The organism is Halobellus marinus (assembly GCF_032113415.1).
In the GTDB taxonomy this organism is placed as follows: domain Archaea; phylum Halobacteriota; class Halobacteria; order Halobacteriales; family Haloferacaceae; genus Haloquadratum; species Haloquadratum marinus.
Genome location: NZ_CP134946.1, coordinates 3,308,681 through 3,329,229, shown reverse-complemented (window position 1 = coordinate 3,329,229; position 20,549 = coordinate 3,308,681). Strand labels below are relative to the sequence as shown.

Genomic DNA, 20,549 nt, shown 5'->3' with positions numbered 1-20,549 from the left:
AACGTCGCCGCGTCCTCCGGGAATCGAGGCACGCGGTGCAAAAGCCGGATCCCCTCGGGAGTGAGTCGACCGTGAGCCCGGAGCTTGGATCCGATGCCGAGTCGGAAGACGCCCCTGGCGACAACCGGAGCCGGCGGTCCCGACCGCCAGTAGGGGGCGCCAACAGCGACATCGACGCCGACGGCGACCCTCAGCCGCACACCATCCGGCTGGAACTCGCCGACGAGCCGGGGCAGCTTTTGGCCGCGCTCGAACCGATCTCGGAGAACGGCGGGAACCTGCTTTCGATCTTCCACGAGCGCGGGAACGTCACGCCGCGCGGCCGGATCCCGGTCGAAGTCGACGTCGAAGCCACGCCCGATCGCTTCGAGGCGATCGTCGCGGCGCTCCGCGAGGAGGGCGTCAACGTCGTGCAAGCGGGCGCGGAACACTACGCTGAAGAGGTCGTCGTGCTGCTCGTCGGCCACATCGTCGACAGCGACCTCTCCGATTCCCTCAAGCGGATCGAAGAGAGCCCCGTGACCTCGATCGCTGACTTCGCGCTGAACGCCCCGGAGGGCCGGGGCGACGTCTCCAGTGCCCGCCTGCGGATGGCGACGCGGGCCGGCGAGACCGAGGCGGCGCTGTCGATCGTCCACGAACTGGCCGAAGAGAAGGAGCTTCACGTCATCGAGCCGCTTACCGGGGGTGCGGTATGACCGCCGGGAAGCGTCTCGCTGTCCTCGGAGCGGGCGCGGTCGGAAGCGCCGTCGTCGACCTCGCGGCGGAGTACGGCCACACGGTGGTCGCCTTCGCCGATTCCGCCTCCGCCGTCGTCGACGATGGCGAGCAGGGGATCGACGTCGCGGCCGCGTTAGACCGGAAAGCCGCCGAGGGTCGCGTCGGCGATGGCGACCCCGAAGCCGCGCTAGAGGCCGACTACGACGTCCTCGTGGAGGCGACGCCCACGACGCTCGACGACGCCGAACCCGGATTTTCGCACCTCCGGACCGCCTTAGAGCGCGACCGGCACGTCGTCCTTGCGAACAAGGGACCGGTGGCCGAGCGCTACGGCGACGTCCGCGACCTCGAACGCGAAAGCGACGGCGAAGTGCGCTTCGAGGCGACCGTCGGGGGCGCGATCCCGATCGTCTCGACGATCGAGGACATCTCCCCCGCACAGGTCACCGCCGTCCGGGGCATCCTCAACGGAACGGCGAACTTCATCCTCTCGCGGATGGCCGCCGAAGGAATCGACTACGAACACGTGCTCGCGGAGGCGCAGGACCTCGGCGTCGCCGAAGCGGATCCCACCTTCGACGTCGAGGGGACCGACGCTGCGCTGAAGTGTGTCATCCTCGCGAATATTCTCTCCGAGGGCGAGCGGGAGTTCACGCTCGCGGACGCGGACGTCGAGGGGATCACGAACGTCCCCGGCAGTGCACTCGAACTCGCCGCGGAGGACGGGCGCACAGTGCGACTTGTCGGGGAGGCCACGCGCGAGGGGATCCGCGTCGGGCCGCGGCTCGTCCCGGAGAACGCCGCCCTCGCCGTCACTGGCACCCGGAACATCGCACAGCTGGAAACGACGAACGCGGGACAGTTGAACCTCAGCGGACGGGGGGCGGGCGGTCAGGAGACCGCCTCGGCGGTGCTCGGCGACGTCGGGCGGCTCGAGTGAGCCGTTCAGCGCGGTACGCAACATCGTGGTAGACGGCCACAAACCGCGATACTGCGGCGTTTCGGCCGCCTACGTATCGAAATGGTTTTACGGCTATCTGGCATACGTCGTCGGTACAGAGCGCCTTAGCGCGTGACCTACACAATATGAGCGACAAACCGCACCAGAACCTGGCCATCATCGGCCACGTCGACCACGGAAAGAGTACGCTGGTCGGGCGACTCCTGTTCGAGACAGGGTCCGTCCCCGAGCACGTAATCGAACAGCACCGCGAAGAAGCCGAAGAGAAGGGCAAAGGCGGCTTCGAGTTCGCCTACGTGATGGACAACCTCGCCGAGGAGCGCGAACGCGGGGTCACCATCGACATCGCCCACCAGGAGTTCGACACCGACGAGTACTACTTCACCATCGTCGACTGTCCGGGCCACCGTGACTTCGTGAAGAATATGATCACGGGCGCCTCGCAGGCCGACAACGCGGTCCTCGTCGTCGCCGCCGACGACGGTGTCGCGCCCCAGACCCGCGAGCACGTCTTCCTCGCCCGAACGCTGGGCATCAACGAGCTCATCATCGGCGTCAACAAGATGGACCTCGTCGACTACAGTGAGACCACCTACAAGGAGGTCAAAGACGAGGTCAACAAGCTGCTCAAGCAGGTCCAGTTCAACTCCGACGACGCCGTCTACATCCCGATCTCCGCCTTCGAGGGCGACAACGTCTCCGAGACCTCGGAGAACACGTCGTGGTACGACGGCCCGACGCTTTTGGAATCGCTGAACAACCTGCCGGAGCCGCAGCCGCCGACGGACGCGCCGCTGCGCCTGCCGATCCAGGACGTCTACACCATCTCCGGCATCGGGACGGTCCCGGTCGGCCGCGTCGAGACCGGGACGATCAGCCCGGGCGACAACGTCTCCTTCCAGCCGTCGGACGTCGGCGGCGAGGTCAAGACCGTCGAGATGCACCACGAGGAAGTGCCGAAGGCTGGCCCCGGTGACAACGTCGGGTTCAACGTCCGCGGCATCGGCAAAGACGACATCCGTCGCGGTGACGTCTGTGGTCCCGCCGACGACCCGCCGTCGGTCGCCGAGACGTTCAAGGCGCAGGTGGTCGTGATGCAGCACCCGTCGGTCATCACCGCGGGGTACACGCCGGTCTTCCACGCCCACACGGCGCAGGTCGCCTGTACGATCGAATCGATCGATCAGAAGCTCGACCCCGCCTCGGGCGAGGTCGCCGAGGAGAACCCCGACTTCATCCAGTCCGGCGACGCAGCGGTCGTCACCGTGCGCCCGCAGAAGCCGCTCAGCATCGAGCCGTCCGGCGAGATTCCGGAGCTCGGGTCCTTCGCCATCCGCGATATGGGCCAGACCATCGCGGCGGGCAAGGTCCTCGAGGTCAACGAGCGATAGATGCAGCAGGCACGTGTCCGTCTCGCCGGGACCAGCCCGGACGACCTCGACGACATCTGCGACGACGTTCGCGAGATCGCGAACAAGACGGGGGTCAACCTCAGCGGTCCGATCCCCCTGCCGACGAAGACGCTCGAGGTTCCCACGCGGAAGTCCCCCGACGGTGAGGGGACCGCTACGTGGGAGCACTGGGAGATGCGCGTCCACAAGCGTCTCATCGATATCGACGCCGACGAACGCGCACTCCGGCAGCTGATGCGGATCCAGGTGCCCAACGACGTCAGCATCGAGATCGTTCTCGAGGACTGACCTCCCGGCCACGGCGCTAAGGCGTCGACGTCACCGCCGTGACGTCGTTCGCGTCGGAGTATCTGCCTCGCAGCCGACGAAACAGAAGGTACAAAAGACGTGCGGTCTTCGGTCGGAATGCGGGCTCGTAGATCAGTGGCAGATCGCTTCCTTCGCAAGGAAGAGGCCCCGGGTTCAAATCCCGGCGAGTCCACTTCTCTCATATTTTCGATTTTTCTTCGCCGACTTCCCGCTCGCTTCGCTCACTGGAGTCCCGGCGATTCTACCAACCGTCCTGTCTTGAGGGGTTCCAAAATAACCTGACTCACTCAGGGAAGCGAAAATACCAACTTCTATATTCTTTGACTGAGAGATTAACCTGAGCCTCGCGTGAGGTTCACGTGCAACACAGTACGGTGCAGTGTCTCGGAGTGATTCCCCACTTCGGTCCCACTCCGAGACTCTAGTAGTTGTTCGCTGAATATCATTTAGTATAATTTGAAGGGGAGACTTATATGGAAGTAGTGTGTACCTACTCCCAGACACGGGGTGGGTTGCTGGGGAATACCCTCATACTTGTGTCGCACAAACTATGAAACTACGAAACCTCTTCACAGACGACAGCGCCGTTTCGCCGGTGATCGGTGTGATCCTGATGGTCGCAATTACCGTGATCCTGGCAGCAGTCATTGGCTCGTTCGTGCTCAACCTCGGTGGGTCACTGCAGAACACCGCGCCGCAGGCTACCGTTGACTTCCAGTACAATCAATCGAGTTCGAATGTGACGATTGTTCACCAATCTGGCGATCAACTTGAAAATAGTTCCATCAAAGTTGTCGGGTCTGACACAGGCTATAATCAGTCGGTTTACGGGCAGCCAAACGGGACTTACAGTGCTGGCGATACGGTTCTAGAGGGACCATATGTTGATGGGGAAACGATCCGAGTCGTCTGGCAAGATCCGGAAAGTGGTGACTCAGCCACGATAGCAGAAAGCACCGCACCGAGCTAATCCGGCACCTTTTCCGATTTTTCCGCGTTCGCCAGCGACTGCCAAGTGATCCGGTATGACGTGATTACCTTCGCGACCGGCTCCACCGTCGAAGTAAGCACAACGAACTCACCGTTAGATCGGTTTCCGACGCGCTTCACAGACGTCGCGCCGATCGAGCGAATAGCCGACCGCCACTTCGCGCCCACCGCCGGAAAATTGAATGGAACGCCGCGCGCAACATCGACTATGGCGGTTCAGACAGAGATGAAAGAGGCAGCGGACAGCGGCCGTGAAGACCTGATCCGAACGCTCGCGGAACACCGCGTGCTCCCGACGACCATAGAGCAGTCCGGATCGAGCCTGCTCGGCGGTTCGACGGCGACGTACAGATTCGAATCCGAGGAGAGCGGCGAAAGCGTCGCCGACAGACAGACCTCCGCCCGGGCGGCCGACACACTCGGATTGACCGGCGGTGAAGACTGCGAGAGCGTCCGCGAGGAGATCCAAGCCCACGACGCCTGGAGCGAGTCCTGACGGACGGAGGGCCACCCTGCGGGGACGAGTCGAGTACGTAGCGACGGCGAAGAACGACGCTAGCGCTCGAAGCGTTGGAAACAAAACCGCTCGACGCGGGACGCCCGGGAAGGTTAGGTACCGATCACGCGACGTTGAAGCCCTTCTCGCGGAGGAAGTCCTCCACGCGTCCGGTGTGGTTCCCCTGGAGTTCGATGGCGCCGTCCTCGACCGTGCCGCCGCAGGCGAACTTCGATTTCAGATCCGAGGACAGGCTGTCCATATCGACATCTTTGGGGTCGAACCCTTCGATGACCGTTACCTCCTTTCCGTAGCGGCGCTCGTCGATGCGGATGGTGATCTCCTGGGACTCTTTGGCGACGTCCTCGCAGACGCAAAGCTCCTCAGGGAGTCCGCACGTCGAGCAGACTTCCGACATTACAGCCCGAAACTACAAGATGGGGATATTAAACAGTATCGGGACCCCGATCCGACCGCACGATCGATCGATGGTCGGTCGACTACGTCCGTCCGTATTGCCAGGCCGACAGCGGGTACTCCCCCGACCCCGACAGGACTGAACCCGCCTTGAAAACGGCTCAGCCGAACCGACGCAGGATCGGCGTCGCCGATCGAACCAGCCGGTCGGCCGTCGTCACCGCCTCGTCAGCCTCCACTGGGGTCACACCGGGACCGTACTGTGCACGCTCGTACAGTTCGAGGAGCCGCCGGGCGTCCCGGCGCCGAGAGTCCTCGACGAGCAGGCCCGCCTCCACCAGCGACTGGTGGTACGCTCTCGGCGTTTCGCCGGGATCACGGGCCCGGTACTCGCGTTCGAGCAGTACTGAGAGTCGGCGGTGTGCACGGCTCACGTCGATGTCGGGATCCCCGCTCCGACGCTGGCGTTGGATGGCGAGTAGCTGACGCATCCGGGTGAGCTTCCCGGTCCGGTGTGCGCCCGCGGCGATGCCGAGGAGCCCGACCAATCCGACGGAGAGCGCACGCCAGGAAGGTAGTCCGGGGAGCGGGCCGCTGTCCTCGGTCCCCGTCGACGTGACGACTCCCATCTCCGGGTTCTGCGCGGGACCCAGTGTCCCGTTCACCGCCGACTGGTTGCCCGCGGGCGACGACGACTCGGTCGTGGGCGACGGCGCGATTTCCGTCCCGCTGTTGCCGTCGGGGACCGGCGCAGCCGTCGCATTCGAGGTCGTCAGGTCGACGTTCTCCTCCCCGCTCTGCCGCGCCTCGGTGAGTCGGGCCGACTCAGCAGTCTGCCGCGGACCACCCGGGGTCGGATCGAAGCGCACCCAGCCGACGTCCGGGAAGTACACCTCCACCCAGGCGTGGGAGTCGAGGCCGCGGACCACGTAGCTGTCGTTGCCAACCTGTTCGCCGGCCGTGTAGCCGGTGACGAACCGCGCGGGGATACCCTGGGACCGAAGCATCACGACCATCGTCGTCGCGTAGTAGGTGCAGTAGCCGGCGTCCATCTCGAAGAGGAACAGGTCGGCGATATCGCCGCTCGGTGCAGGGACGCTCAGGGAGTACTCCTTCTCCGACTCCAGATACTCCTCGATGGCGACGGCCTTGTCGTAGGGGGTGATCTCGTCGCCTGCCACGGATTCTGCGCGTTCACGGACGCGGTCGGTGGTGCTGTCGGGGAGCTGGAGGTACTGATCGGTGACCTGCGACGGATAGTCAGTCCCAGCCGCTCGGAGTCGATCGCTCGTCGCGTTCGGAACGCGGCTCATCACGGTGTAGGTGTCGCCGGCTTCGAGCGTCGTCGTCGGCTTGATCGTCCCCTGGGGCGTCACGAGCGTGCGGTCGGTTACCTCGCCATCCAGCCTGACTGGCTCTGCCGCCGCCGGCAGAACGGCCACTTCGTCTTCGGCTGTCACGACCTGTTCGAGGCGATCAGCCGGGCCCGGTGGCCCGCGAAGCTGACCGTCGTAGGGACGGGTGTTCCCAGTCCGAACCCAGCCGTCGCTGGTGTATCGGTCGTAGACGGCCGTTCGCCAGTAGTCCGACTGTGGGCTCTCGATAGTGAACCGGACTTTCGGGGAAAGCCGAATGCTGCCGACGATCTCGACGCGGTCCTGGGCGTCGACGATGCTCCCCTCGACCGTCGGCGAACCGCGGTTCGGGAGGATCGGCGACCCCGCCGCACCGGGCACGACCGACAGCGTCGCCGAGAAGACGACCATCGCTGCGACGAGCGCGGTCAGGACGTCGACCTGTGTCGTCCCGGCTCCGTGCCGGTCGAACGTGTCTGCGGCGACCGCTGTCGTGGCCCCGGCAACGCCGACGATCGTGGTCGTTCCGCTCGCGTCGCCCGTGAGGACGACCAGCCCGAGCGCGACACTCCCTGCCGCAGCGGCGGCGACGTACCGGCGCCTGATCGCCAGATACCACGAGAGGAACACCGGTCCCGGCACGACCGCAATCGCCCAGATGCCGGCACCGACGAGCCGGAGGATCGAGAGCCCGGTCAAAAGCGCAATCGTGTCTTTAAGAATGCGCTCGCCGGTCAACAGTTCGAGTTGACTCCGTGGCAGCGTCGCCAGGTACGCGACGGAGCCGAGAATCAGCAGTCCGATCGTGAGTACGAACGCCACGCGAACGTCGACGTAGCGGCCGACGAGCGCCGCAAGCGCCAGGGAGGCGATCACGACCCCGACGAACGCCGTCCGGCCACCGACGACGTCGGTGACGTGCCAGAGGACGCTCGCGTACGACCACGTCAGCGCGAGCAATCCGAGCGTGGCAAGAGCCGGCTCCGCCGGGACCCGCCGGAGAGAACCGGACGTCTCGGTCATCGGCGCCTCCCGTCTGTCGACGACGCGTCTGGATGGTGCCCGCGACGCGACTCAGGGTGCTGCCCGCGGCGCGACTCGGGATGCTCCTCGCGAGGCTGTGATGCAGATGAATCTCCGGGACTGTCATTGCGATGCCGCGACGGCACGGCGTCGTTGTTTCCGGTCCACCTGTCGATGGGACGCTCCCGATCGTTCGCGCCGCTCCTGTTGGAGTCGTCCAGAAGCGAACCGGAGCCCGTGACCGGCAGATCCGCGAAGGACCGGACGACGCCGCCAGCCCGGATCGAGGCTGTGCCAGCAGCAGCGGTCACCACGATGTCGGCGTCGACTGATGGTACCGGCCCTCCTTCGGCTGTCGCGAGGTGTTCCAATATCGGACGTTCGATCCCCGGTGACGCGGTGACGGTCCCGGACGGGGTGACAAGCGAGACGGGAACGCCGTCATCGAGCGCCGACAGACAGACCGTGGCCGCCGCCTCGGCCATCGCATCGACCGTTTCGACGTCGACCTGGGCTGAACCGAGGTCCGCAGGGGCAGGTCCAGTCTCGTCGCCAGCGTCGACCGCACCCGCAGGTATACCTCCAGTATCCGGCCTCGGCCCCCTCGCGTGTGGATCCGTGCCCCGGTCGTCCGATTCGGTGTCCCGCGTGTTTTGAGTACTGCGATCGCCTGCTGTGGCCCCGTCGTTGCCGGAATCGATACGCTGCCCGCCACCGTCGACCGCCCCAAGGCCGGCAGCGACGACCACACGGTCCCGATCCGGTTCACCGGCGAACTCCTGGACGACGAGCGACCCACGCTTGGCCGACGACTTCCAGTGTACGTCGCGGAGCGGATCACCCGGGACGTACTCGCGCAGGCCCTCGAACGTGTCCCGGCCGCTCGGTCGGGGATCGACTGCACCCGACGCGGCGAGCAGTTCCGTCCTGGCGCCCGGAGCGAGCCGACGGATCGGCGGGAAAACCAGCAGCGTCCCGCGGTTTTCGACGCGGGAGGTCCGCGCGACGAGCCCGAGAACGTCCGTCACGACGACTGTCGCCGGCCCGATCTCGTGTTTCCCGCGTCGCCGCGGAGTGATCTCGTAGGAGACGCTGTCGCCGCCGATCGTCGCGTCGACGACCGCCGCTGTGGCCGCCGCTTCCGCCGGTCCGGTGCCGTCGCCATCGGCCTCAGTATCTTCGTCATCGACCTCGCCGCCGTCGCTGTCAGCCTCGGGATCTCTACTATCGCTGTCAGCCCCGGGGCCCCTGCCATCGCCGTCGACGCCTCCGCCGCCATCGATTCCGGGTGGCAGCCGATCGGAGACCGTCGCCGGGTACGATCGCGGCGCATCGAGTCGCAAGTCGACCGTCCCGCTCGTCCCGGCGGGTCGGGCAGGGGGGAGCGTCCGCTCGATGGTTGGCGTGGGCGCGCGCCACACCTGCACCACGGCGGCGACGAGCGCGACGAGCGCCGGCACGACGACAGCGTCGAGCGATCGGGCGCCGAAGAGCGACCCCGATACGATGGCCCCCGCAACCACGGCAAGCACCACGTAAGCGCGTCGTGTGGGTCGCATCTCTCCTTGGTTACTCCACCGCGACGTCGTCGAGCGCTCTCTCGACGACCGCGGCGCCCTCGACGTCGGTATCGGTTCTGATTCGGTGCCCCCACACGGTCGGTGCCTCACGCTGGACGTCGTCGGGTGTGACGAAGTCCCGTCCCTCGAAGACCGCTCTGGCCTGTGAAGCCCGGACGAGCGCGATCGTCCCCCGCGGACTCACGCCGAGTCGGGCGTGATCGCGAGTGTGGTTCGCAAGTCTGGCGACGTAGGCACGGACCGGCTCCCGGACGGTCACGTCGGCGACGGTCCGTCGGGCGCGGCGGACGTCCTCGACGGTCGCGACCGGTTCGAGCGACTCGATCGGATGATCGCCGGCGAGACGTCCCAGCAGTTCGGTCTCCTCGGATTCCGTCGGATAGCCGAGCCGGATCTTTTTCGTGAATCGGTCGACCTCGGCCACCGGGAGGTCGTACGTCTGGCCCGGTTCGACGTCGTTCTGCGTCGCAATGACGGTGAACGGATCGGGGACCGGGCGCGCGTCGCCGTCGACGGTGACCTGCCGCTCTTCCATCACCTCCAGCAGGGCCGCCTGTGTTTTCGGCGGCGCGCGGTTGATCTCGTCGCCGAGGACGACGTTTGCGAACACCGGGCCGGCGCGGAACTCGAACTCCCGTGTCTTCTCGTTGAACACGCTGACGCCCGTGACGTCCGACGGCAGGAGATCGGGCGTGAACTGTACCCGCTTGAACGAACAGTCGAGCGATGTCGCCACCGCCCGGGCGAGCATCGTCTTCCCGACGCCGGGAACGTCCTCCAAGAGCAGGTGACCGCGGGCGAAAAGCGCCACGAGGATGTGCTCGATGGCGTCGGGATGGCCGACGATGACGCGCTCGACGTTGTCGACGATGCGCGTGGTCAGTTCGGCCGCGTCGTCGACCGGAAGCGGGGGAACGGAGTCCGGGTCGGGGACGGCGTCTGCGTCGGTCATGGTATGAAGTCTTGTGATCCTGGGCGAGGACCGTCGCCGCACGCCCGTCTCACGCTCTCACATATAACGGCTGCGCGTACGTAACTTTGCTGGGTGTCATCGTCCTCCAATCGAAGAGTGATCGGCGAACAGGCGGCGATCAACGGACGAGCCTTCGTCCGCGATACCCCGGAGTAAGTTGTCGTGGGCTTACAAGTGCCCGAGAGTCGTTGCTCCCATCGAACCGTGACCGATTCGACTCTCGACCGGATTCGCGCGTGGATCCAGACGACACAGATCTTTGCGTCCGAGCGAAGTCGGCGTCGGTTCCTCCGGCATCTGATGGCCGTCACTGTCGGCTTCGTCGCCGTCATACTGCTTTTGCGGTCGCACCTTTCGTTTCTGACAGACACCGCTGCGCTCCGGACGTTCATCCGGAGCTTCGGGATATGGGCGCCGATCGCACTCATCGTCCTTCAGGCGCTGCAGGTGGTGGTCGCACCGGTGCCGGGACAGATCCTCGCGGTCGTCGCCGGGTATCTCTTCGGCCCGTGGTGGGGGACGCTCTACAATATGATCGGTATCACCCTCGGCAGCGCGGCCGCGTTCTGGCTCTCACGTCTGTTCGGACGGGCGTACGTCGAAGGGATCGTCGACAGCGATGCGCTCTCGACGTTCGATTCGATCAGCGATCGGTACGTCCGTGTGACGCTTTTTCTCTTTTTCCTGATTCCCGGGCTTCCGGACGACGTCATCTGTTTCGCGGGCGGGCTCACGAAACTGCCGCTGTGGCAGCTCATCCTGCTCGCGGTCGTCGGCCGGGCGCCGGCCTTTTTCCTCGCAAACGTCGTCGGCGGACTGCTGGGCACAGACCAGTTCGCGGCCGCAGCCGTCGTCGCGGCCGCCGTTCTCTTTGTCTCTGCGCTCGGCTATCTGAACCGCGATAGAATCCTTCGGCGGTTCGGCGGCGAGTAGCCATCCCGTCCGCTTTTGGTGTTCGACCGCCGTGCGGTAGGTATGGAACGGGCGGAGTCCGCCCCGTCGTCGACGGCGACGGACGGCGACGACGAAACGCGGCGGCCGGAAGGCCCACCCGAGACGATGCGCGAGCGACGCGAGGAGCTCACGCCGATGCTCTCACAGTACCTGGAACTCTGTGAGGCACACCCCGATGCGATCGTGCTGTTCCAGGTCGGCGACTTCTACGAGGCGTTCTGCGAGGCCGCAGAGACTGTCGCACGCGTCTGCGAGGTGACGCTGACCCAGCGGGAGGACTCGACCGGCACCTACCCGATGGCGGGCATTCCGATCGACAACGCGGCGTCGTATCTGGAGGCGCTGCTCGACGCCGACTACCGGGTCGCCATCGCCGATCAGGTCGAGGACGCCGAGGAGGCGTCGGGGCTCGTCGACCGGGCGGTGACGAACGTCGTCAGCCCGGGGACGGTCGTCGACGACGAACTGCTCGACCGCGCGAGCGCGACGTACCTCGGGGCGATCGTCGAAGCCGAACCGACGGACGAGGGCCGGGGCGCGTCCACGGCCGCAGCGCTCGCGACGCTCGACGTCTCGACCGGCGAGTGTCAGGTGACGAGCGCGCCGACCGACCGGATTCGTGAGGAACTCGAACGGCTCGCTCCGGCCGAACTGCTCGTCGGCCCGGACGCCGCCGTCGAAACGACGACCCTCGGATTCGAGACGATGGTGACCGAGCGGGAGCCGGCGACGTTCGAACTCGGGACCGCCGAGGGGACGCTCGCGTCGTACGTCGCAGAGCCCGCGGCCGTGCTCGACGCACCGATCGAACGGCGCGCGGTCGGCGCGCTCCTGCAGTACGCGGAGTACACCCAGGGCGACGACGGCGCGCTCTCGTACGTCTCGCGGATCCGCCGGTACGACCTCCGGCGGTCGCTCCGCCTGGACGCGACGGCGATGCGGGGCCTGGAACTGTTCGAGTCACGGCAGCCCGGGGGCGGCGAGACGCTGCTCGACGCGGTCGACCGGACCTCCTCGGCCCTGGGTCGCCGAAAGGTGGAGGCGTGGCTCAGGCGGCCGCTGATCGACGCCGAAGCGATCGAGCGCAGACACGACGCTGTCGGCGAACTGCTCGACCGACCGCTGGCGCGGGAGACAGTCAGCGAGTACCTTCGTGAAGTGTACGACCTCGAACGACTCGCCGCGCGCATCTCTCGGGAGCGGGCGAACGCCCGCGACCTCCGGTCGCTGCAGACGACGCTGGACGTCGTCCCGGAAATCAAAGGCGCACTCGAGGAGGCGGAGTCGGCGGCGCTCCGTGACCTCCGCGGGGAACTCGACGAACTCGAAGACGTCCGCGACCTGATCGAGCGGGCGATCGTCGCCGACCCGCCACAGGAGATCACCGAAGGCGGCGTCATCCGCGGAGGGTTCGACGACGAACTCGACGACCTCCGGGCGACCGAGCGGGAGGGCCGCGAGTGGGTGTCGGATCTGGAGGCCAGAGAGCGCGAGCGGACCGGGATCGACTCCCTGGAGGTCGGCTACAACCAGGTTCACGGCTACTACATCGAGGTGACGAACCCGAACCTCGACGCCGTGCCCGACGACTACACCCGACGGCAGACGCTGAAGAACGCCGAGCGGTTCTACACGCCGGAACTGAAGCGGCGGGAGGACGAGATCCTCTCGGCGGCCGAACGGGCCGACTCCCTGGAGTACGACGTGTTCTGCTCCGTCCGCGCCCGGGTCGCAGAGGCGACCGAACGGCTCCAGTCGCTCGCGGACGCGCTGGCTCGGCTGGATGCCCTGGCGTCCTTTGCCGCCGTTGCCGCCGGGTCGGACTACGTCCGACCAGAGATGGGCGCCGACACGCTCCGGATCGATGCCGGCCGCCACCCGGTCGTCGAGCGGACGCAGGCGGAGTTCGTCCCCAACGGGATCGACTTCACCCCGGGCCACGTCGCGGTCATCACCGGGCCGAACATGAGCGGCAAATCGACGTATATGCGGCAGGTCGCGCTGATCTGTCTGCTCGCCCAGGCCGGCAGTTTCGTCCCCGCCGACGCGGCGGAACTGCCGGTCCTCGATCGGATCTTCACCCGCGTCGGCGCCTCCGACGACATCGCGGGCGGCCAGTCGACGTTCATGCGCGAGATGTCGGAACTCACCGAGATCCTCCACGACGCCACCGAGGAGTCGCTCGTCCTCCTCGACGAGGTGGGCCGGGGGACCTCCACAACGGACGGCCTCGCGATCGCGAAGGCGACCACGGAGTTCATCCACGACGAGGTGGGCGCGACGACGCTGTTTGCGACCCACTATCACGATCTGACCGATCTCGCGGCCGACCTCCCGGCAGCGTTCAATCTGCATTTCACGGTGAGTAAAAGCGAAGACGGCTCGGCGTCCGGGAGGACGGCAGCAGAGAACGGGACCGTCGGCGACGCGGACGGCGGCAACGCCGACGATACCAATTCGGACGTGACGTTCCTCCACCGCGTCGCCGAGGGCCCGTCGTCGTCGTCGTACGGCGTCGAGGTCGCGAAACTCGCGGGCGTTCCCGATACGGTGGTCGATCGCGCACGTGACTACATCCGAGCGTCGTCGGGGGAAACGGAATCCGTCTCAGCCGATTCGTCCCCCGAGTCCGAGAAGCAGGCTGTCGATACCGGTCGTGAGAGCGCGGATGGTGAGAGTGCAGACAGCGGGAGAGCAGACGGCGAGTCAGCCAACGAAACATCCGTCGACCGCGGAGACACCCTCGCGGCATACGTCGACGGCATCGAGGAATCAGACGGGTACGACGGCGTCAGCGAGGAAAACCTGAGCGACGCCGAACGCGCCGTTCTCACGGAACTCCGAGACCTCGACGTCGCGCGGACGACGCCGCTCGAAGCGCTCAACACGCTGGAGGAACTACGACGCAAACTAGATGAGTGACGATCCGTCGGCGTCGATACGCGGCGACCACGTTCGCCGCCTGTCCGAGGAGACGGTCGCGAGCGTCGCCGCCGGAGAGGTAATCACCCGGCCGGCAGACGTCGTCGTCGAACTGATCGAGAACGCGCTCGACGCGGGCGCCGGCCGGATCGACGTCGACGTCGCGGGCGACGGCACCGAGCAGATCCGCGTCAGCGACGACGGCCACGGGATGAGCCGGCGCGACGCCGAACTCGCCGTCGAGCGACACACGACGAGCAAGCTGCCGCCCGAGGGATCGATCGAAGCGGCCGGGACACTCGGCTTTCGCGGCGAGGCCCTCGCGAGCATCGCGACCGTCGCCGGACTCGAACTCCTGACGAACGACGGCGACCCGGCGGGAACCCGCGTCGTCGCCGCCGATGGCCCCGGTACGGACCGGGTCGAGACGGCCGGCCGCGGGCAGGGGACAACCGTCACGGTCCGGGAACTGTTCGCCGGGACCCCCGCCCGGCGGGAGTCGCTCGCGACGGCCCGAACCGAGTTTGCGCGGATCAGCGACGCCGTCTCGCGCTATGCCCTCCTACGACCGGACGTAGCCGTCTCGCTGACCCACGACGACGCGGCGGTGTTTTCGACGCCCGGGACCGGCGAGTTCGCCGACGCGCTCCTCGCGGTGTACGACCGGGAGGTCGCCGCGCGGACGACGACGCTCGATGCGTCGCGGGCCATCGGATCGGGCGACAGTGACGCTGGTTCCGGCGATTACGCCGCCACCGCAGGCGAACTGGAGATCACCGGAGTGCTGGTCCACCCGTCGGTCACCCGCGCTCGCCGGGCACACGTGTATACGGCCGTCGACGGCCGGCCAGTTCGCGACGACCGGTTGAGGCGCGCTGTCGCCGCGGGCTACGGGGAACTACTGCCCGACGGCCGCGAGCCGATCGCCGTCGTGTCTATCACCACGCCGCCGTCGTGGGCCGACCACAATGTCCACCCGCGGAAACGCGAGGTGCGGCTCCGCGATCCCGACGCCGTCGCGTCGGCGGTCGAAGCAGCCGTCCACGACGCGCTTTCGACGGCTGATCGGCGTCGGAGCGAGGAACTCGCGATGGATCTCGGAGAGTCCATAGAGCCGCTATCCGCGACCGAATCCGCCTTCGAGGACGCCGAGGTCATCGGCCAGTACCGCGGGCTGTATCTCCTCTGTTCGTTCGACGACGACCTCCTCGTCGTCGATCAGCACGCCGCACACGAGCGGGTGAACTACGAGCGGCTACAGGAGGCCGTCTCGGGGGAGACACCGACCGCCGAGATCGACCCCCCGGCGAGCGTGTCGCTGACGCCAGCACAGTACGCGGCCGTCCAGTCCCACCGAGACGCACTCGTTGAACTGGGGTACGACGTCGACCCGTTCGGAGACACGACTGTGCGCGTGCGATCCGTGCCCGCGCCGATGGGCCGTGCCGCGGCGCCGGAAAGCGTCTGCGACGCGGTGGACGCGCTCCGGAACGGCGAGATGCCGGAGGACGGCCGCGAGACGCTTCTGAAAGAACTCGCCTGTCACCCCTCGCTGAAGGCCGGCGACGAACTCACGGACGCGGAGGCCTCGACGCTCCTAGAACGGCTCGGGTCGTGTGAGAACCCGTACGCGTGCCCCCACGGCCGGCCGACGGTGCTGACCATCGAGGAGGAGGTCCTGGTCCGCGGGTTCGGTCGGCGCGGCCCGCGGATGGAGTGATCGAAAGTCGGGGAGTCGCCTCCGAGCGCCGCCGAGACAGATCGGTGGGTTTCGGGACGACGCTCCGCCGTTCCGATACCAATTTATCCGTTTCTCTGCGAGTGTCCGCCAATGGGTCGGAGAGTTTCCCCGGAGGAAATCACCTGATGGGCACCCGTGTGGTGGAGTGGGGCAACCGACGCCGTCCGGTCCAGGTGTGCCGATGAATCCTCTCGCCCCCGTCGGCCGAGAGGCGAAGGCGCTCTGGGGCGACGGCAAGGGGCGCTCGCTGGGTGTGATTGCGGGCGTCTGGGGGTTGCTCCTGGGGACACGGATGATCTACCCGGTTCTCTTGCCGTATCTCCGGGAATCGTTCGGGCTGAGTCTCTCGGTCGCTGGGTTGTTGGTGACGATCCTGTGGCTCGGTTCGGCGATCGGACAACTTCCGGGCGGGATTCTGGCGGATCGCTACAGCGAGCGGTCGGTGATGACGGTCGGCGCGGCCGTCGTCGCCGTGGCGGTCCTCGTCGTCGTCGCTGCGCCGACGGCGGTGGCGCTGTTCGCCGCGACGGCTCTCGTCGGCCTGGGACAGTCACTGTATCCCGTCGCCAGGATCACACTTCTGGCGGACATCTATCCCGATCGGATCGGGAGCGCCCTCGGCGTCACGATGGCAACGGGGGACCTCGGACAGACGCTGCTCCCGCCGATCGCCGGGACGCTCGCAGCGGCTATCGCCTGGCAGGCCGGCCTCGTCTTCGTCTCGCCGCTTTTGCTCGTCGGGACGCTCGCGCTGTGGCTCCTGTTGCCGCGGGAGGTCGATCCCGGAAGTGGAGGGGAGACAGCCGCTTCCGACGCCCTCTCCGGCGAGACTTCCGGACGGGTACTGGCCGAACTGCGCCAGCAGAACGTCGTCTTCATCTCGTTCATCTTCTTCCTCTACATCCTCGTCTGGCAGGCGTTCACCGGGCTGTATCCGACGTATCTCGTCGAGCAAAAAGGGCTGTCGTCCGCCCGTGCCTCACTGTTATTCAGCCTGTTTTTCGCGGCCGGCGTCGTCGTCAAGCCCGTCGCCGGCGCCGCGTACGATCGGGTCGGGTTCCGCGGCTCGCTCGTGATAGTCCTCTCGGGGCCGGTCGCCGGGCTCGCGCTGCTGCCGGTCGTCGAGGGGACCATCGAACTGGCCGGTATCACTGTGCTCGTGAGCACGATGCTCGGTTCGGGCACGATCACGCAGTCGTTCTTTTCTGACGCGTTCTCCGAATCCGTCCGCGGAACCGGGCTCGGCGTGGTTCGGACGACGACGGCGACGCTCGGCGCGGCCGGCCCGGTCATCTTCGGCGTGATTGCGGACAGCGGCTACTTCGACGAGGGGTACTGGCTACTGGCAGCGATTATCGGGCTCGTCATTCTCCTCACACTCCGGGTCTCCGACGCCGGGTGAGTTCGCCGGTTACCACTCCTTGCACTCGGCGCAGACCTGCCCCGACTCGCCCGTCCAGAGCCGATTGACAGTGGTACCGCAGGCCGAACACTCGATCCCGTCCGGCTCCCAGCGGTACGTCGCCGTCGCCGGTTCGACGTCGTCGGGGGCCGGATCCGTCAGTTCGTTCTCCGCTTCGTCGACCGATTCCTCACTGTCTTCGGGGACGGCGTCGGCATCGGCTGACTCCATACTATCCTCTGGAACGGCGTCGGCATCGACTGACTCCCCACCATCCTCTGGAACGGCGTCGGCATCGACTGACTCCCCACCATCCTCTGGAACGGCGTCGTCTGTCGCTCCGTCTCCGCTATCGGACGCGGCTGTGGCTCCCTCCCCGTCGGTTGAGTCGTCTGTCTTTCGCTCCCCGCCGACGAACTCGTCGAGGGACCGGTCCCGCGCCATATTCGGGTTCTGTGCCGGCGGCGGCTTAGCGGTGACGGCTCGCGCCGGAAGTCCCGTGGACACAAATAGGATGGCGACGAACGGCCGGTATGGTCACGGTCATCGACTTCGTGGTGCAGTTGCTCGTCAGCCTCGTCGACCTCGTGGGGATCTTCATCTTCGAGATCCTGCTGGGTGTCGATCCGATCACGGCGGTCTCGTTCCTCGTCGGCGCCGGGTTGACGACGGCGACGATCGTCTACGGCGCGTACCTGGCTCTCGGTGCGCTCGTGAACCACCTGACCGGGCTGGGGTCGAGTGCGCGGGACTCCGCACCGGATCGCACCGCGAGGTAGCGACACTCCTGCACGCCGGGACAGTAGCGACACTCCTGCACGCCGAGATAGCGACATCGCCTGCACGCCGAGACAGTAGCGACTGGCGGCGCCGCGGACCTGAGACTCCTGACGGCCCCGGCTATCTCTCGTCCGTAGCCCGGTCGAACGCGTCGGCCGCGAGGTCGACGGCCGCCTCGGGGTCGGGCCCGAGCGGCGAGCCGACGACGATTCCGTCGGCGTGCGCGAGGAGGTCGGCCATCCGCTCGACGGCCGAATCGGGCGTGCCGGCAATCGAGAAGGCGTCGATCATTGCGGGCGTGACCGCCTCGAAGGCCGCCGAGAACTCGCCCGCGCTGATCCGCTCGCCGATCGACTCCGAAAGCGACGCGTCGATCCCGTGTCGATCGAGCACTGGCGGCGCCGCGCCCGCGACGATGAAGGCGACCGGCGGCCGAGCAGCCTCGCGGGCGGCCGCCGCATCCGCGTCGATGCTGACACTCGCGTACGCCAGCAGGTCGAAGTCGCCGTAGTCGTCGGGGCGGTCGGTGCGTCCCTCGTCTGCCCGGTCGCGCGCCCACGCGAGGTCGTCGGGGTGGGACCCGTTGAACAGCAGACCGTCGGCGTGTTTACCCGCCATCCGGCACATATGCGGCCCCTCGCCGCCGACGTAGACCGGGATCTCGCCGGGCACGGTGAAGTTCAGCCCCGCGTCCTGTGCGACGAACGTGCCGTCGTGGGTGACTCGCTCGCCCGCCCACAGTTCTCGGGCGACCGTGAACGCCTCGAGCACCGAGCGGAGACCGCGTTCGTCTTCGAGCCCGAGGTTCCGAAGCGTCGAGGGGTCGCCGGGACCGACGCCGAAGACTGCCCGGCCGTCGGAGAGTTCTGCGACCGTCGCGGTCTTTGCGGCCAGCGTCACCGGATGCAACTCGTACGGATTGGCGATTCCCGGCCCGAGGCGCAGCGAGTCGGTTGCGTCCGCAAGCAACGAAAGCGCCGCGAAGGGATCGCGGTTGTTGTAGTGACAGGGAACGAAGGCGGTGTCGTAGCCCGCGCGCTCGGCCGCGACGCCGCGTTCGACGACCGCGGGGATGGGATCGTCGGGCGTCAGTTCGATTCCGAGCGTCGGCCGCGTGGGTGAGTCACTCATACGACCACTCCCGGATGGCCTGCCGGACGAAGTCGGTCTGGATCTCCCTGAAATGGGCGTCGCTGCCGTCGTGGTCGCCCCACTCGAAGTCGCGGACGACGACCACGGGCGTGCCGTCGTCGCCCTCCCCGGCGAGGAGATTTGCTGCGGCGGCGAGTTCGTCGACGACGTTCTCGACAGTGACGTCGAGCGTGCGCCCGTCGCGATCGTGTTCCCCGCGCCAGTCGCGACCGGGCGCGAGCCCGGCCCAGCCGATTGCGACGCCGCGCTGTCCGTGTCTGAACGGGCGGCCGCAGGTGTCTGTGACGACGACGCGCTCGGCAGAGAGTTCGGAACGGATCCGGTCGGCGCTCGCCGAGGGCTGTTCCGGAAGCAGGAGGAGGTCGCCCCCGGGCACGTTCGAGCGATCGATGCCGGCGTTGACGGTGACGTGGCCGAAGCGCGTCTCCGTCAGCAGGAACGGGGCGTCCATCAGCACCTCGACGCTCTCTTCGAGGACCGCCTGCACGAACCGAGGATCTTTCTCCTCGTCCGTTGCCGCCGCGAGTTTATCGGCAAGTTCCCGGGCGCGCGGGCCGGCCGGGAACGACGAAAGGTCGGCGCTTCGTCCCTCCGCCTTCGAGACGATCGTCGAGGCAACACAGACCACGTCGTCGGGACGCAAGTCGACCCGTTCGCGGATCAACGCCGCGAGATCGTGGCCAGCGCGCACCTCCGGCAGGTCGGGGACCGCGAACAGTTCCATACAGGGTAGAGTGACTGTGCCGACAAAAAGCGGGCAGATATTGGCGAGCGTCTCCGGTATGCCATCCGCGATCGCTTCTCTATGGCCGGACGGTTTCGTTCGATAATCGCCTACGCTGGCCGATGGAGCGTCACCGAGACGTCGTCGCCGTCGACGCGGACCTCGTACATCGTCGGCTCCGCGCCCGGCGGTGCACCCGTCGCCGTCCCGGGATTGAGCAGACGGACGCCGTCGACGACCGCATCGAGGGGCTCGTGGGTGTGGCCCGCGATCCCGACGGCGTCGACGCCGCCTTCCTCGCGAACCGTCTCGGCGACGCGCTCGCGGTAGCCGTGTCGTGGGCCCGCGCCGTGGGTGACGACGAAGGTCGCGTCTTCGACGGCCAGCGTCTCGACGATCGGGAGGTCGAACGACCGGGGATCGATGTTGCCGACGACGGCGGTCAAAGACTCCTCGCCACCGGCCAGTTCGACGATCCGTTCGTAGGCGCCCGCGGAGTCGAAATCACCCGCGTGGACCACGTGGTCCGCCGCTTGCGTCCGGTCTTCGATCCACGGCGGGATCGAATCGGCTCGGGAGGGAATGTGGGTATCGCTGACAACGGCGAGTGCCACGACCATACCGGATCGAGAGGCGCC

General features: G+C 67.0%; 19 protein-coding genes and 1 tRNA gene. 12 read left to right on the top strand and 8 right to left on the bottom strand.

Features of this window, described 5'->3' with window-relative positions:
- Positions 1–71: 71 nt before the first annotated feature.
- The 7 genes from RJT37_RS16515 to RJT37_RS16485 all read left to right on the top strand — a co-directional run bounded on the left by RJT37_RS16515 (position 72) and on the right by RJT37_RS16485 (position 4,888).
- Positions 72–698: an amino acid-binding protein gene (locus RJT37_RS16515; RefSeq protein ID WP_390209115.1), complete on the top strand. Its 627-nt coding sequence runs from the start codon at positions 72–74 to the stop codon at positions 696–698.
- A complete protein-coding gene (locus tag RJT37_RS16510) occupies positions 695–1,660 on the top strand; it encodes a homoserine dehydrogenase (protein ID WP_311170663.1) in 966 nt (321 codons plus the stop codon). Before RJT37_RS16515 ends, RJT37_RS16510 begins: the two co-directional genes overlap by 4 nt.
- A 146-nt stretch (positions 1,661–1,806) precedes the next feature.
- Positions 1,807–3,072 carry a translation elongation factor EF-1 subunit alpha gene (gene tuf / locus RJT37_RS16505; protein ID WP_313686170.1) on the top strand — a complete coding sequence of 422 codons (1,266 nt, stop codon included), beginning with the start codon at positions 1,807–1,809 and terminating at the stop codon, positions 3,070–3,072.
- The gene (rpsJ, locus tag RJT37_RS16500; RefSeq protein ID WP_092538099.1) at positions 3,073–3,381 is read left to right on the top strand and encodes a 30S ribosomal protein S10; all 309 of its coding nucleotides are present in this window, start codon (positions 3,073–3,075) and stop codon (positions 3,379–3,381) included. It abuts the gene before it with no gap.
- A 121-nt stretch (positions 3,382–3,502) separates the two neighbouring features.
- Positions 3,503–3,574, top strand: a tRNA-Ala gene (locus tag RJT37_RS16495).
- A 378-nt stretch (positions 3,575–3,952) separates the two neighbouring features.
- Positions 3,953–4,372: a type IV pilin N-terminal domain-containing protein gene (locus tag RJT37_RS16490; protein WP_313686164.1), complete on the top strand. Its 420-nt coding sequence runs from the start codon at positions 3,953–3,955 to the stop codon at positions 4,370–4,372.
- A 228-nt stretch (positions 4,373–4,600) separates the two neighbouring features.
- The gene (locus RJT37_RS16485; protein WP_313686162.1) at positions 4,601–4,888 is read left to right on the top strand and encodes a hypothetical protein; all 288 of its coding nucleotides are present in this window, start codon (positions 4,601–4,603) and stop codon (positions 4,886–4,888) included.
- A 124-nt stretch (positions 4,889–5,012) separates the two neighbouring features.
- Here the strand turns inward: RJT37_RS16485 and yciH are convergent, their stop codons facing one another.
- The 4 genes from yciH to RJT37_RS16465 form a co-directional block, all read right to left on the bottom strand.
- Positions 5,013–5,306, bottom strand: a complete 294-nt coding sequence (yciH, locus tag RJT37_RS16480) for a stress response translation initiation inhibitor YciH (RefSeq protein WP_311170610.1) — start codon at positions 5,304–5,306, stop codon at positions 5,013–5,015.
- A gap of 160 nt (positions 5,307–5,466) precedes the next feature.
- Positions 5,467–7,683: a transglutaminase TgpA family protein gene (locus RJT37_RS16475; protein ID WP_313686159.1), complete on the bottom strand. Its 2,217-nt coding sequence runs from the start codon at positions 7,681–7,683 to the stop codon at positions 5,467–5,469.
- A complete protein-coding gene (locus RJT37_RS16470; protein ID WP_313686157.1) occupies positions 7,680–9,242 on the bottom strand; it encodes a DUF58 domain-containing protein in 1,563 nt (520 codons plus the stop codon). The genes RJT37_RS16475 and RJT37_RS16470 overlap by 4 nt, the downstream gene beginning before the upstream one ends.
- A gap of 10 nt (positions 9,243–9,252) precedes the next feature.
- Complete coding sequence (locus RJT37_RS16465) at positions 9,253–10,215, bottom strand: AAA family ATPase (RefSeq protein ID WP_313686155.1); 963 nt, start codon at positions 10,213–10,215, stop codon at positions 9,253–9,255.
- 225 nt (positions 10,216–10,440) lie between these two features.
- Between RJT37_RS16465 and RJT37_RS16460 the strand changes: the two genes are divergently transcribed.
- The 4 genes from RJT37_RS16460 to RJT37_RS16445 all read left to right on the top strand — a co-directional run bounded on the left by RJT37_RS16460 (position 10,441) and on the right by RJT37_RS16445 (position 17,255).
- The gene (locus RJT37_RS16460; protein WP_313686153.1) at positions 10,441–11,169 is read left to right on the top strand and encodes a TVP38/TMEM64 family protein; all 729 of its coding nucleotides are present in this window, start codon (positions 10,441–10,443) and stop codon (positions 11,167–11,169) included.
- Between the two features lie 42 nt (positions 11,170–11,211).
- Positions 11,212–14,112 (top strand): DNA mismatch repair protein MutS, encoded by a 2,901-nt coding sequence (mutS, locus tag RJT37_RS16455; RefSeq protein WP_390209114.1) that lies wholly within the window; start codon positions 11,212–11,214, stop codon positions 14,110–14,112.
- Complete coding sequence (gene mutL / locus RJT37_RS16450) at positions 14,105–15,832, top strand: DNA mismatch repair endonuclease MutL (protein WP_313686151.1); 1,728 nt, start codon at positions 14,105–14,107, stop codon at positions 15,830–15,832. Before mutS ends, mutL begins: the two co-directional genes overlap by 8 nt.
- Positions 15,833–16,034: 202 nt before the next feature.
- Positions 16,035–17,255: an MFS transporter gene (locus RJT37_RS16445; RefSeq protein WP_313686149.1), complete on the top strand. Its 1,221-nt coding sequence runs from the start codon at positions 16,035–16,037 to the stop codon at positions 17,253–17,255.
- Between the two features lie 9 nt (positions 17,256–17,264).
- Here the strand turns inward: RJT37_RS16445 and RJT37_RS16440 are convergent, their stop codons facing one another.
- Positions 17,265–17,699 (bottom strand): DUF7573 domain-containing protein, encoded by a 435-nt coding sequence (locus tag RJT37_RS16440; protein WP_313686147.1) that lies wholly within the window; start codon positions 17,697–17,699, stop codon positions 17,265–17,267.
- An 89-nt stretch (positions 17,700–17,788) separates the two neighbouring features.
- On the opposite strand from RJT37_RS16440, the gene RJT37_RS16435 reads away from it, so the two are divergent.
- Positions 17,789–18,034, top strand: a complete 246-nt coding sequence (locus tag RJT37_RS16435; RefSeq protein WP_313686145.1) for a DUF8024 family protein — start codon at positions 17,789–17,791, stop codon at positions 18,032–18,034.
- A 121-nt stretch (positions 18,035–18,155) separates the two neighbouring features.
- Here the strand turns inward: RJT37_RS16435 and RJT37_RS16430 are convergent, their stop codons facing one another.
- The 3 genes from RJT37_RS16430 to RJT37_RS16420 all read right to left on the bottom strand — a co-directional run bounded on the left by RJT37_RS16430 (position 18,156) and on the right by RJT37_RS16420 (position 20,531).
- Positions 18,156–19,166, bottom strand: a complete 1,011-nt coding sequence (locus RJT37_RS16430; RefSeq protein WP_313686144.1) for a 5,10-methylenetetrahydromethanopterin reductase — start codon at positions 19,164–19,166, stop codon at positions 18,156–18,158.
- A complete protein-coding gene (locus tag RJT37_RS16425; protein WP_313686142.1) occupies positions 19,159–19,911 on the bottom strand; it encodes a coenzyme F420-0:L-glutamate ligase in 753 nt (250 codons plus the stop codon). The genes RJT37_RS16430 and RJT37_RS16425 overlap by 8 nt, the downstream gene beginning before the upstream one ends.
- Before the next feature lie 110 nt (positions 19,912–20,021).
- Positions 20,022–20,531, bottom strand: coding sequence for a metallophosphoesterase family protein (locus RJT37_RS16420; RefSeq protein WP_345785372.1), 510 nt, complete (start codon positions 20,529–20,531; stop codon positions 20,022–20,024).
- Between the last annotated feature and the right edge of the window lie 18 nt (positions 20,532–20,549).